The organism is Variovorax sp. EBFNA2, assembly GCF_033802765.1.
GTDB lineage: Bacteria > Pseudomonadota > Gammaproteobacteria > Burkholderiales > Burkholderiaceae_C > Variovorax > Variovorax paradoxus_H.
Window position 1 is genome coordinate 215,835 of the sequence record NZ_CP138496.1, and the last position, 11,144, is coordinate 226,978.

The 11,144-nt window shown below is 67.5% G+C and carries 11 protein-coding genes; all 11 read left to right on the forward strand.

The features are described from left to right. The first annotated feature begins 211 nt into the window (after window positions 1-211). The 11 genes from RZE79_RS01035 (at window position 212) to RZE79_RS01085 (ending at window position 11,125) form a co-directional block, all read left to right on the forward strand. A complete protein-coding gene (locus tag RZE79_RS01035) occupies window positions 212-1,177 on the forward strand; it encodes an ABC transporter substrate-binding protein (RefSeq protein WP_192194403.1) in 966 nt (321 codons plus the stop codon). Between the two features lie 13 nt (window positions 1,178-1,190). Further along, on the forward strand, window positions 1,191-2,036 hold the full coding sequence (locus tag RZE79_RS01040) for an ABC transporter permease (protein ID WP_373696524.1): 846 nt from the start codon (window positions 1,191-1,193) through the stop codon (window positions 2,034-2,036). Then, entirely contained in the window at window positions 2,021-2,815 is a 795-nt protein-coding gene (locus RZE79_RS01045) for an ABC transporter ATP-binding protein (protein WP_319358585.1), read from the forward strand. The genes RZE79_RS01040 and RZE79_RS01045 overlap by 16 nt, the downstream gene beginning before the upstream one ends. 180 nt (window positions 2,816-2,995) lie before the next feature. Beyond that, window positions 2,996-3,733 carry a histidine utilization repressor gene (gene hutC / locus RZE79_RS01050; protein WP_101493555.1) on the forward strand — a complete coding sequence of 246 codons (738 nt, stop codon included), beginning with the start codon at window positions 2,996-2,998 and terminating at the stop codon, window positions 3,731-3,733. 66 nt (window positions 3,734-3,799) lie between these two features. Beyond that, window positions 3,800-5,362, forward strand: coding sequence for a histidine ammonia-lyase (hutH, locus tag RZE79_RS01055; RefSeq protein WP_319358586.1), 1,563 nt, complete (start codon window positions 3,800-3,802; stop codon window positions 5,360-5,362). Between the two features lie 42 nt (window positions 5,363-5,404). Then, a complete protein-coding gene (hutU, locus tag RZE79_RS01060; protein ID WP_319358587.1) occupies window positions 5,405-7,138 on the forward strand; it encodes a urocanate hydratase in 1,734 nt (577 codons plus the stop codon). Window positions 7,139-7,212: 74 nt separating this feature from the next. Then, a complete protein-coding gene (locus tag RZE79_RS01065; protein ID WP_153281218.1) occupies window positions 7,213-8,052 on the forward strand; it encodes a phytanoyl-CoA dioxygenase family protein in 840 nt (279 codons plus the stop codon). A 135-nt stretch (window positions 8,053-8,187) separates the two neighbouring features. Continuing rightward, a complete protein-coding gene (locus RZE79_RS01070; RefSeq protein ID WP_319358589.1) occupies window positions 8,188-8,922 on the forward strand; it encodes an IclR family transcriptional regulator in 735 nt (244 codons plus the stop codon). 53 nt (window positions 8,923-8,975) lie between these two features. Continuing rightward, window positions 8,976-9,728: a transporter substrate-binding domain-containing protein gene (locus RZE79_RS01075; RefSeq protein ID WP_319358590.1), complete on the forward strand. Its 753-nt coding sequence runs from the start codon at window positions 8,976-8,978 to the stop codon at window positions 9,726-9,728. Window positions 9,729-9,735: 7 nt separating this feature from the next. After that, the gene (locus RZE79_RS01080) at window positions 9,736-10,404 is read left to right on the forward strand and encodes an amino acid ABC transporter permease (RefSeq protein WP_153281216.1); all 669 of its coding nucleotides are present in this window, start codon (window positions 9,736-9,738) and stop codon (window positions 10,402-10,404) included. Window positions 10,405-10,552: 148 nt separating this feature from the next. Continuing rightward, a complete protein-coding gene (locus RZE79_RS01085) occupies window positions 10,553-11,125 on the forward strand; it encodes a HutD family protein (protein WP_319358591.1) in 573 nt (190 codons plus the stop codon). Window positions 11,126-11,144 lie beyond the last annotated feature (19 nt).

Sequence of the window (11,144 nt, forward strand, 5' to 3'; positions counted from 1 at the left end):
GCGTTTGCAATGGTGAACACCGTCCCGGCACCCCTCTTGTCTAGACAGCAAAACTGGGGCATTTCTCTCGGAGATGCACCAAAACAGGACTTTCGGGTTATCCTGTATAGACAAGTTGGGGCGCCTGGCAACAATGCGAGGCGTGCTGTCCATATCCCCTGGGCATGTATCGCCGAGTCATCTCTCTCAAAAAATGGAACCAGGAGTCCCCATGGTCAAGGTAGTTGTGAAAGTCGCTTCGCTGCTGGCAGCAGGTGCATGTGCAGCGGGCATGGCCGGAACGGCCGCCGCCCAGGACACGAAGATTTCGCTCGGCATGTCCGGCTGGACCGGCTTTGCGCCGCTCTCGCTGGCCGACAAGGCCGGCATCTTCAAGAAGAACGGCCTGGACGTCGAACTCAAGATGATTCCGCAGAAGGACCGCCACCTGGCGCTGGCCTCCGGCGCCATTCAATGCGCGGCCACCACCGTGGAAACGCACGTGGCCTGGAACGCCAACGGCGTGCCGATCGTGCAGATCTTCCAGATGGACAAGTCCTACGGCGCCGACGGCCTGGCCGTGCGCAACGACGTGAAGAGCTTTGCCGACCTCAAGGGCAAGAGCATCGGCGTGAGCGCCCCGGGCACCGCGCCGTACTTCGGCCTGGCCTGGATGCTCAGCAAGAACGGCATGACGCTGAAGGACGTGAAAGTGGTCTCGCTCGAGCCGCAGCCCGCCGCGCAAGCTTTTGTGGCCGGCCAGAACGACGCCGCCATGACCTACGAGCCCTACCTCTCGACCGTGCGCGCCAACCCGGCCGCGGGCAAAATTTTGGCCACCACGCTCGACTACCCGATGGTGATGGACACCGTCGGCTGCGCGCCCACGTGGCTCAAGGCCAACCCCAAGGCCGCCGCCGCGCTCACCAAGTCGTACTTCGACGCGCTCGACATGATCAAGGCCGACCCGGCCAAGTCGAACGAGCTCATGGGCTCGGCCGTCAAGCAAAGCGGCGAGCAGTTCGCCAAGTCGTCGGCCTACCTGCGCTGGCAGGACAAGGCCGCCAACCAGAAGTTCTTTGCGGGCGAGCTCACCAGCTTCATGAAGGAAGCCGCGGCCATCCTGCTGGAGGCCGGCGTGATCCGCAAGGCGCCGGAAGACTACGCCGCCACCTTCGACGCCAGCTATGTCAAGTAAGGCCTTGCCGCAGATGCAACCGATGACCGCCGCCCCGGCGCGCGCCGTGACGCCGCCGCCCGCGCCTCCCGTGCGGCGTCGCGTGTTCGCGCCGCTCGAACCCATCAGCGCGTCCGCGCGCACGATGCTGGGGCTCGGCTTCTTCGTGCTCTTCGTGGTGGTGTGGGGCATTGCCACGCTGGGCGGCTTCGTGTCGCCCACCTTCCTGGCGAGCCCGATCACGATGGTCAAGGAGGGCTGGCTGCTCTTCACCGAGTACGGCTTCATCGGCGACATCGGCATGACCGTGTGGCGCGTGTTCGGCGGCTTCCTGCTGGCCGCCGTGCTCGCGGTGCCGCTGGGCGTGGCCATGGGCACCTGGAAGACCGTCGAGGCTTTCTTCGAACCCTTTGTCTCGTTCTGCCGCTACCTGCCGGCCTCGGCCTTCATTCCGCTGCTCATCCTGTGGGCGGGCCTGGGCGAAATGCAGAAGCTGCTGGTGATCTTCATCGGCTCGTTCTTCCAGATCGTGCTGATGGTGGCCGTCACCGTGGGCGGCGCGCGGCGCGACCTCGTCGAGGCCGCCTACACGTTGGGCGCCAACAGCCGCGGCATCGTGGCGCGCGTGCTCATTCCGGGCGCCGCACCGGGCATCGCCGAAACGCTGCGCCTCGTGCTGGGCTGGGCCTGGACCTACGTGATCGTGGCGGAGCTCATCGGCTCCTCGTCGGGCATCGGCCACATGATCACCGACAGCCAGGCGCTCTTGAACACCGGGCAGATCATCTTCGGGATCATCGTGATCGGCGTCATCGGCCTGCTGTCCGACTTCGCTTTCAAGGCGATGAATCGCCGTCTGTTCGCATGGGCTGCACTGTGAAGAACCAACTCTCCATCCAGGGCGTGTCGCGCGTCTTCACCGGCACCCGGGGCCAGAGCACGCAGGCGCTGCTGCCGATCGACTTCGAGGTGAAGGAGAACGATTTCGTCACCATCCTCGGCCCCTCGGGCTGCGGCAAGTCGACGCTGCTGCGCATCGTTGCGGGGCTCGACTTTCCGACCACCGGCCAGGTGATGCTCGACGGCGAGCGCATCGACGGCCCGGGCGCCGACCGCGGCGTGGTGTTCCAGAGCTACACGCTGTTCCCGTGGCTCACCGTGGCGCAGAACATCCGCTTCGGCCTGCGCGAGCGCGGCATGAGTGAAGCCGACCAGAAAGAGCGCAGCGAATTCTTCATCGCCAAGGTCGGCCTGCGCGGCTTCGAGCATCACTTTCCGAAGCAGCTCTCGGGCGGCATGCAGCAGCGCACGGCCATTGCGCGCGCGCTGGCCAACGACCCCAAGATGCTGCTGCTCGACGAGCCCTTCGGCGCGCTCGACAACCAGACCCGCGTGCTCATGCAGGAGCTGCTGCTGGGCATCTGGGAGTCGGCGCAGAAGACGGTGCTGTTCGTCACGCACGACATCGACGAGGCGATCTTCATGGCCAACCGCGTGGCGGTGTTCAGCGCGCGGCCGGGCCGCATCAAGACCGAGATCGCGGTCGACTTTCCGCACCCGCGCAGCTACACCATCAAGACCTCGCCGGAGTTCATGGACATCAAGGCGCGGCTCACCGAAGAAATCCGCGCCGAGTCGATGGCCGCTGCGGAGCATTGAGATGAATCACCAGGCGTCGTGGGCTCCTCGTCTTCTTTCTCCCTCCCCCTCTGGGGGAGGGCAGGGGTGGGGGCACGACGGCCTCCAAGGATGCGCTGCGCCGGTTTGGTACGCCGCGGCTGCCCCCATCCCAACCTTCCCCCAGAGGGGGAAGGAGCAAGACCCGAACGGGCCCGCACGATGAAACGCGACCTGCCGTCCCTCGCGCTCTATGCGCAAGTCAAGGATCACATCTCCCGCAAGATCCAGGACGGCACGTGGCCGCCCGGCCACCGCCTGCCCTCCGAGAACGAGCTGGTCGCGCAGTTCGGCATGGCGCGCATGACCGTGAACCGCGCCCTGCGCGAGCTCATGGAGCAGGGGCGCATCGTGCGCGTGGCCGGCGTCGGCAGCTTCGTGGCCGAGAACAAGCCGCAATCGACGCTGCTGCAGATCGCCAACATCGCCAGCGAAATCCGCCAGCGCGGCCACGACTACCGCTGCGAAATGCTCGCGGTCGAGCGCCTCGCGGCCTCGCCCGACGTGGCCGCCTGGCTCGACCTGCGCGCGGGCGACTCGGTGTTCCACAGCGCCTGCCTGCACCTGGACAACGACACGCCCGTGCAGCTCGAAGAGCGCTACGTCAACCCGCAGGTCGTGCCCGACTTTCTCGAGCAGGACTTCACGGCCGTGCCGCCCAGCGAATACCTCGTGCGCCACGTGCCCTTCGACCAGATCGAACACGTCGTCGATGCCGTGCTGCCCAGTGCCGAACAGGCCGAGCGGCTCGCGATGGCACCCACCGACCCCTGCCTGCTGCTGACGCGCCGCACCTGGATCCGCAACACGCCCGTGACCTGGGTGCGCTGCCTGCATCCCGCGTCGCGCTACAGCCTGGGCAGCCGTTTCAAAGCCGACGGCAACCCGACCTTCGGCTAACCCGTTTTTTTTCGACCCTCAGAGGCCTACGTTTTCTCTCGCAACCACTTGTATAGACAGGTTCACATGCCAAGCAATCACACCGCCACCCCCGAAGCCACCCTGACCCTCACGCCCGGCAAGGTCGACCTTGCGATGCTGCGACGCATCCAGGCCGGCGGCGTGCGCCTTGCGCTCGACCCGTCGGTGCTCGATGGCATGCAGAAGGCCGAGGCTGCGGTGCGCCACATCGTCGAGAACGACGAGGTGGTCTACGGCATCAACACCGGCTTCGGCAAGCTCGCGAGCACGCGCATCGGCAACGACCACCTGGCCGAGCTGCAGCGCAACCTCGTGCTGTCGCACAGCGTGGGCACCGGCGAGCCGCTGGCTGCGCCGGTGGTGCGCATGATCCACGCGACCAAGGCCGTGAGCCTGGCGCGCGGCCACTCGGGCGTGCGGCCCGCGCTGGTCGATGCGCTGCTGGCGCTGTTCAACGCGGGCGTCACGCCCAGCATCCCGTGCAAGGGCTCGGTCGGCGCCTCGGGCGACCTCGCGCCGCTGGCCCACATGGCCTGCGTGCTCATCGGCGAAGGCGAAGCCACGCTGGCCGACGGCCGGAAGGTGAGCGGCGCCGAGGCGATGCGCAGCATCGGCCTCGAACCCTTCGTGCTCGGCCCCAAGGAAGGCCTGGCGCTGCTCAACGGCACGCAGGTGTCGACCGCGCTCGCACTCGCCGGCCTCTTCGGTGCGGAAGACGTGTTTGCCGCCGCGCTGATGTCGGGCGCGCTCTCGCTCGAAGCCATCCAGGGTTCGATCAAGCCCTTCGATGCACGCATCCACGCCGCACGCGGCCAGCCCGGCCAGATCGCCGTGGCCGGCGCCGTGCGCACGCTGCTCGACGGCAGTGAAATCGTGCCGTCGCACGCCGACTGCGGCCGCGTGCAAGACCCGTACTCGGTGCGCTGCATTCCCCAGGTGATGGGCGCCTGCCTCGACAACCTGGCCCACGCCTCGCGCGTGCTGGTCATCGAAGCCAATGCCGCATCGGACAACCCGCTGGTGTTCTGCGACACCGGCGAGGTGATCTCGGGCGGCAACTTCCACGCCGAGCCCGTTGCCTTCGCCGCCGACATCATTGCGCTGGCCGTGAGCGAAGTCGGCGCCATCGCCGAGCGCCGCCTCGCGCTGTTGCTCGACAGCGGCCTCTCGGGCCTGCCGCCGTTCCTCGTGCGCGACGGCGGCCTGAACTCCGGCTTCATGATCGCGCAGGTCACGGCCGCCGCGCTCGCGTCGGAAAACAAGTCGCACGCGCACCCCGCCAGCGTCGACAGCCTGCCGACCTCGGCCAACCAGGAAGACCACGTGTCGATGGCCACCTTCGCGGCGCGCCGCCTCGGCGACATGGTCAACAACACGGCGGTCGTCGTCGGCATCGAAGCCATGGCCGCCGCGCAAGGCATCGAACTCAAGCGCGGGCTCAAGAGCTCGCCGCTGGTCGAGGCCGAGTTCAGCAACATCCGCCAGAAGGTCGCCTTCCTCGAGCGCGACCGCTACCTCGCACCCGACATCGAAGCCATGCGCCAGTGGGCGCTCGCGGCCGACCTGCCGGCCGCGCTGCTCGACATCCTGCCCAGCCACGCCAAGTAATCCGAACCGTCCGTCTGCCCACCCGACAAGGAGAACCACGCCATGAACGCACCCGACAAATTCGCCCTGAACACCACCCCCGCCGCCGGCACCGACCCGCGCCATGACCCGACCCGCGTGATCCGCGCCCCGCGCGGCACCGAGCTGAACTGCAAGAGCTGGCTCACCGAAGCGCCGTTCCGCATGCTGCAGAACAACCTCGACGCCGAGGTGGCCGAGCGTCCGCAAGACCTCGTGGTGTACGGCGGCATCGGCCGCGCCGCGCGCGACTGGGCCTGCTACGACCAGATCCTCGCGTCGCTGAAGGAACTGGAAGACGACGAGACCTTGCTCATCCAGTCGGGCAAGCCCGTGGGCGTGTTCAAGACGCACGAGAACGCACCGCGCGTGCTGCTCGCCAATTCGAACCTCGTGCCGAAGTGGGCCAACTGGGAACACTTCAACGAACTCGACCGCCAGGGCCTCTTCATGTACGGCCAGATGACGGCCGGCAGCTGGATCTACATCGGCAGCCAGGGCATCGTGCAAGGCACCTTCGAAACCTTCGTCGAAGCCGGCCGCCAGCACTACAACAACAGCCTCGCGGGCAAGTGGATCCTGACGGCAGGCCTCGGCGGCATGGGTGGCGCACAGCCGCTCGCCGCCACGCTGGCGGGTGCCGTGTCGCTCAACATCGAGTGCCAGCAGTCGAGCATCGACTTCCGCCTGCGCACGCGCTACGTCGACAAGCAGGCGCGCGACATCGACCATGCCTTCGAACTCATCAAGCAGCACTGCGACGCCAAGGAAGCCGTGTCGATCGCGCTGCTCGGCAATGCGGCCGACATCCTTCCCGAGCTGGTGAAGCGCGCCAAGGCCGGCGGCCTGAAGCCCGACCTCGTGACCGACCAGACCTCCGCGCACGACCTGATCAATGGCTACCTGCCCTCGGGCTGGACCGTGCCGCAATGGCAGGCCGCGATGAAGGACGCGTCGCAGCACGATGCGCTCAAAAAGGCGGCCGCGAAGTCGTGCGCCGTGCACGTGCAGGCCATGCTCGACTTCCAGGCCATGGGCATCCCCACGGTCGACTACGGCAACAACATCCGCCAGGTCGCGTTCGACGAAGGCGTGAAGAACGCGTTCGACTTCCCGGGCTTCGTGCCGGCCTACATCCGTCCGCTGTTCTGCGAAGGCAAGGGCCCGTTCCGCTGGGTGGCGCTTTCGGGCGACCCGGAAGACATCTACAAGACCGACGCCAAGATCAAGGAGCTGTTCCCCGAGAACACCCACACGCACCGCTGGCTCGACATGGCGCGCGAGCGCATCGCCTTCCAGGGCCTGCCCGCACGCATCTGCTGGCTCGGCCTGGGCGAGCGCCACATCGCCGGCCTGGCCTTCAACGAGATGGTGAAGAACGGCGAACTCAAGGCCCCCATCGTCATCGGCCGCGACCACCTCGACACCGGCTCGGTCGCCAGCCCCAACCGCGAGACCGAAGCGATGAAGGACGGCACCGACGCCGTGTCCGACTGGCCGCTGCTCAACGCGTTGCTCAACACGGCCGGCGGCGCGACCTGGGTCAGCCTGCACCACGGCGGCGGCGTGGGCATGGGCTACTCGCAGCACTCGGGCGTGGTGATCGTGTGCGACGGCACCGACGCGGCCGCCAAGCGCATCGGACGCGTGCTCTTCAACGACCCGGCGACCGGCGTCATGCGCCATGCCGACGCGGGCTACGACATTGCGGTCGCCACGGCGAAGAAGCAGGGCCTCAAGCTGCCGATGATCAAGTAACGCCGGCAGGCGCTGCAGCAGGTGAAGTAAAAAAGCGGGTCACCCGACACCCCGACAAAGAAGGAGACCCGACGATGACCCTCGATGCTTCCGACCTGCAGCGCCGTGTGCGCGAACGCGTGGACGACGCGCTGGTGGCGCAGTTCCAGCGCGACGGCGCGGTCTGCATCCGCCAGCTGCTCACGGCCGACGAACTCGCGCTGCTGCGTGACGGCATCGAAGCGAACCTGGCGGCGCCCAGCCCGCGTGCCAAGGTCGCGAGCCGGCCCGACGACCCGGGCCGCTTCTTCGAGGACTTCTGCAACTGGCAGGAGATCGACGCCTTCGGCCGCTTCATCAGGGAGGCGCCGCTGGCGCCCCTCGCGCAGCGGCTCATGGGCTCGGACACCGTGCGCCTGTACCACGACCACCTGCTGGTGAAGGAGCCCGGCACGCGCCAGCGCACGCCCTGGCACCAGGACCAGCCCTACTACAACATCGACGGTGCGCAGAACGTCAGCATGTGGATTCCGGTCGACCCGGTGTCGCGTGCCGCCACGCTCGAGTTCGTGGCCGGCTCCCACAAGGGGCCGTGGCTCATGCCGCGCACCTTCATGGACAACCACGCCAAGTGGTTCCCCGAAGGCAGCCTCGAAGACCTGCCCGACATCGAGGGCGCGCGCGAGCGCTTTCCCATCGTCGGCTGGGACATCGAGCCCGGCGACTTCGTCTGCTTCCACATGCTCACGCTGCATGCGGCGGCCGGCGTCGAGGGGCCGAACCGGCGCCGCGTGTTCTCGGTGCGCTTTCTGGGCGACGACATCCGCCACGCGCCGCGCAGCTGGAAGACCTCGCCCGATTTCCCGGGCCTGGCCGAGCGCCTGCCGGCCGGCGCGCCGATGGACGATCCGCTCTTCCCGTTGCTCGCTGTCTGATGCCTCGGGTAAGACGAAGGTAGAAAGAAAAAACGCGCTCATTCCCATCGCGTGGGAATTCGGGCTTGGACGTGAGAACGGCGAGCAAGATACTGCACGCCGCATCCACTTTCGACCGCCCAGCGATTGCCCCCGATGACGACCCCCCTCGACGCTCCTGCCCACAACGACCGCGCGCTGTTCGTGCTGTCGGTGCTGGCGCAAAGCAAGGCGGCGATGACGGCGGCCGAGCTCGTGCAGGCCACGGGCCTGTCGCAGAGCACGCTGTACCGGCAGGTCGCCACCTTGCGCCGCTGGGGCTTCGTGATGGAGTCCGAAGGCCGCTACTCGCCGGGGCCCGTCAGCGTGCAGCTGGCCAGCGGCTTCGACGGCAACTCCGACCTCGTGATGGCCGCGCGCGCCGACATGCGCGTGCTGGCGCAGCAGAGCCACGAGAGCGTGGCGCTCGTCACCCTCGTGAACGACCGCGTCGTGTGCCTGGAGATGATCGACAGCGAACAGTCGCTGCGCTGCTCCTTCGACCGCGGCCGCAGCGTGCCCGCGCGCGACGGCGCCAGCGCCAAGTGCCTGCTGGCCCATGCGCCCGACGACACGCGCGACCTTCTGCTCGACGGGCTCGATGAAGCCCCCGAACGCCGCGCCGAGCGCGCCGCCGAACTCGACGCCATCCGCGCCGCCGGCCATGCCGTGACGCACGGCGAGGTCGATGCCGGCGTCTGGGGCGCGAGCGCGCCGGTGCTGGCCGCGGGCCGGCGCCTGCGCGGGGCGATCACGCTGATGGCGCCGCTCACGCGTGTCGAAGGCATGGAAGCTGCATTGGTCCACATGACCGTCGTCACGGCGGCCCGCATCTCGCGCGCACTGCAGTAGCCGCACCGTTTTTTCTTTTCTCCCTTCTCCCTCACCTCCACGAAAGCCCTCTCATGAACACCCGTCGCACCCTCGTCGCCGCCGCCCTGTCCGGCCTCGCCTTCTTCGGTTTCGCTGGCGCTGCACAAGCCCAGGGCGAGCCGCTGCGCGTGGCCACCGACGCCACCTTCCCGCCGATGGAGTTCGTGGAGAACGGCAAGCGCACCGGCTTCGACGTCGAGCTGGTCGAGGCCATCGGCAAGACGCTGGGCCGCAAGATCGAGTGGATCGACATCGACTTCAAGGGCCTCGTGCCGGGCCTCATCTCGAAGCGCTTCGACATGGCCGTGTCGGGCATCTACATCACCGACGAGCGCAAGAAGGTCGTCGACTTCACCGTGCCGTACTACGCCGGCGGCCTCGTGGTCATGGTGAAGGACAACAACACCACCATCAAGAAGCCGGCCGACATCAACGGCAAGAAGGTCAGCGTGCAGGTGGGCACCAAGTCCGTGTCGTACACGAAGGAAAAATTCCCGCAGGTGCAGCTGCTGGAAGTCGAGAAGAACCAGGAAATGTTCAACCTCGTGGACATCGGCCGTGCCGACGCCGCCGTCACCGGCAAGCCCGCCGCCTTCCAGTACGTGCGCACGCGCGGCGGCCTGAAGGTGCTCGACGAGCAGATCACCACCGAGGAATACGGCATGGCCATCCGCAAGGACACGCCCGAACTCACCAAGGCCGTGAACGGCGCGATCGAGAAGCTCAAGGCCGACGGCACCTACGCCGCGATCGTCAAGAAGTGGTTCAGCGCGAACACCAAGTAAGCCAGCCATGGATCTCGATTTCTCGCCCGTCTGGCAGGGCTGGCCCGACCTGCTGCGCGGCGCGCTGGTCACGGTGGAAATCACCGCCTGCGCGCTGGCCCTGGGTTGCGTGCTGGGCCTGCTGGTCGGCATCGGCCGGCTGAACCCGAAGCGGCGCTGGATCTACGGCGTGTGCACCGCCTACGTGGCGGCCATTCGCGGCACGCCGCTGCTGGTGCAGCTGTTCATCCTGTTCTTCGGCCTGCCGCACTTCGGCATCCTGCTGCCGGCCTTTCTGTGCGGCGTGCTGGGGCTCGGCGTGTACTCGGGCGCCTACGTGTCGGAGATCGTGCGTGGCGCGATCCAGTCGATCGACAAGGGCCAGACCCTGGCCGCGCAATCGCTGGGCATGACGCCCGGCGTGGCAATGCGCCAGATCGTGCTGCCGCAGGCCGTGGTGCGCATGATTCCGCCGCTGGGCAACGAGTTCATCGCGCTCATCAAGAACTCGGCGCTGGTGTCGCTGCTGACCATCCACGACGTGATGCACGAAGGCCAGAAGATCATCAGCGTGTCGTACCGCTCGCTGGAGGTGTACCTGGCGATTGCGGTCGTGTACTTCGTGCTCACGGGCACGATGACCTTGATCCTGCGGCACTTCGAGCAGAAGCTGCGGCAAGGCGGGTTGATGCGATGACGTTGCATTCGGTATTCGAATTTCTCCCTCCCCTTCCGGGGGAGGGTTGGGGTGGGGGCACGACGGCCTCGACCCAAGCGCGGCGCTCGTTGGGCGCTGCCCCCATCCCAACCTTCCCCCGGAAGGGGAAGGAGCAAGAGGTCTGGTCATGAGCAACGTGCAGCGCTTTTCCCGCGCCACCCTGCGCGCCACCCCCTGGAAAAACGGTGGCGGCACCACGCAGGAAATCGCCAGCTGGCCGCCAGGTGCGGGGCTCGACAGCTTCGGCTGGCGCGTGAGCATCGCGACCATCGCGTCGCCCGGCCCGTTCTCGGTGTTCCCGGGTGTCGACCGCCAGATCATGCTGCTCGAAGGCGACGGCGTGCGCCTCTTCACGCACGACGGCCGCGTGTCGCACCGGCTCGACGTGCCGCACCGGCCCTTCGCTTTTTCCGGCGACGACCCGATCGACTGCGCGCTGCTCGGCGGCGCCTCGAACGACTTCAACGTGATGACGCGCGGCGGCCAGTGGCGCGCCGACGTGCAGGTGCTGGACCATGCCGTCGACATCGCGCCCGCGGCGCACGGCGTGCTGCTGGCGTTGCGTGGCGATTGGCGCTTGAATGACGAAGCCCTCGGTGAAGGTGAAGGCCTGTGCTGGACCGGCCACGCGCAAGCGTGGCAAGCCGCACCAGTCGATGAAGACGCGCGGCTCGTGGCCGTGCGCTTCGTGCCGGCCTGACCGGCAACAGGACAAAGGA

What these genes read in the sequence shown, in the direction of transcription:
- RZE79_RS01035 (WP_192194403.1), top strand. Translation starts at nt 212, where the DNA reads ATGGTCAAGGTAGTTGTGAAAGTCGCTTCGCTGCTGGCAGCAGGTGCA.
- RZE79_RS01040 (WP_373696524.1), top strand. Translation starts at nt 1,191, where the DNA reads ATGCAACCGATGACCGCCGCCCCGGCGCGCGCCGTGACGCCGCCGCCC.
- RZE79_RS01045 (WP_319358585.1), top strand. Translation starts at nt 2,021, where the DNA reads ATGGGCTGCACTGTGAAGAACCAACTCTCCATCCAGGGCGTGTCGCGC.
- hutC (WP_101493555.1), top strand. Translation starts at nt 2,996, where the DNA reads ATGAAACGCGACCTGCCGTCCCTCGCGCTCTATGCGCAAGTCAAGGAT.
- hutH (WP_319358586.1), top strand. Translation starts at nt 3,800, where the DNA reads ATGCCAAGCAATCACACCGCCACCCCCGAAGCCACCCTGACCCTCACG.
- hutU (WP_319358587.1), top strand. Translation starts at nt 5,405, where the DNA reads ATGAACGCACCCGACAAATTCGCCCTGAACACCACCCCCGCCGCCGGC.
- RZE79_RS01065 (WP_153281218.1), top strand. Translation starts at nt 7,213, where the DNA reads ATGACCCTCGATGCTTCCGACCTGCAGCGCCGTGTGCGCGAACGCGTG.
- RZE79_RS01070 (WP_319358589.1), top strand. Translation starts at nt 8,188, where the DNA reads ATGACGACCCCCCTCGACGCTCCTGCCCACAACGACCGCGCGCTGTTC.
- RZE79_RS01075 (WP_319358590.1), top strand. Translation starts at nt 8,976, where the DNA reads ATGAACACCCGTCGCACCCTCGTCGCCGCCGCCCTGTCCGGCCTCGCC.
- RZE79_RS01080 (WP_153281216.1), top strand. Translation starts at nt 9,736, where the DNA reads ATGGATCTCGATTTCTCGCCCGTCTGGCAGGGCTGGCCCGACCTGCTG.
- RZE79_RS01085 (WP_319358591.1), top strand. Translation starts at nt 10,553, where the DNA reads ATGAGCAACGTGCAGCGCTTTTCCCGCGCCACCCTGCGCGCCACCCCC.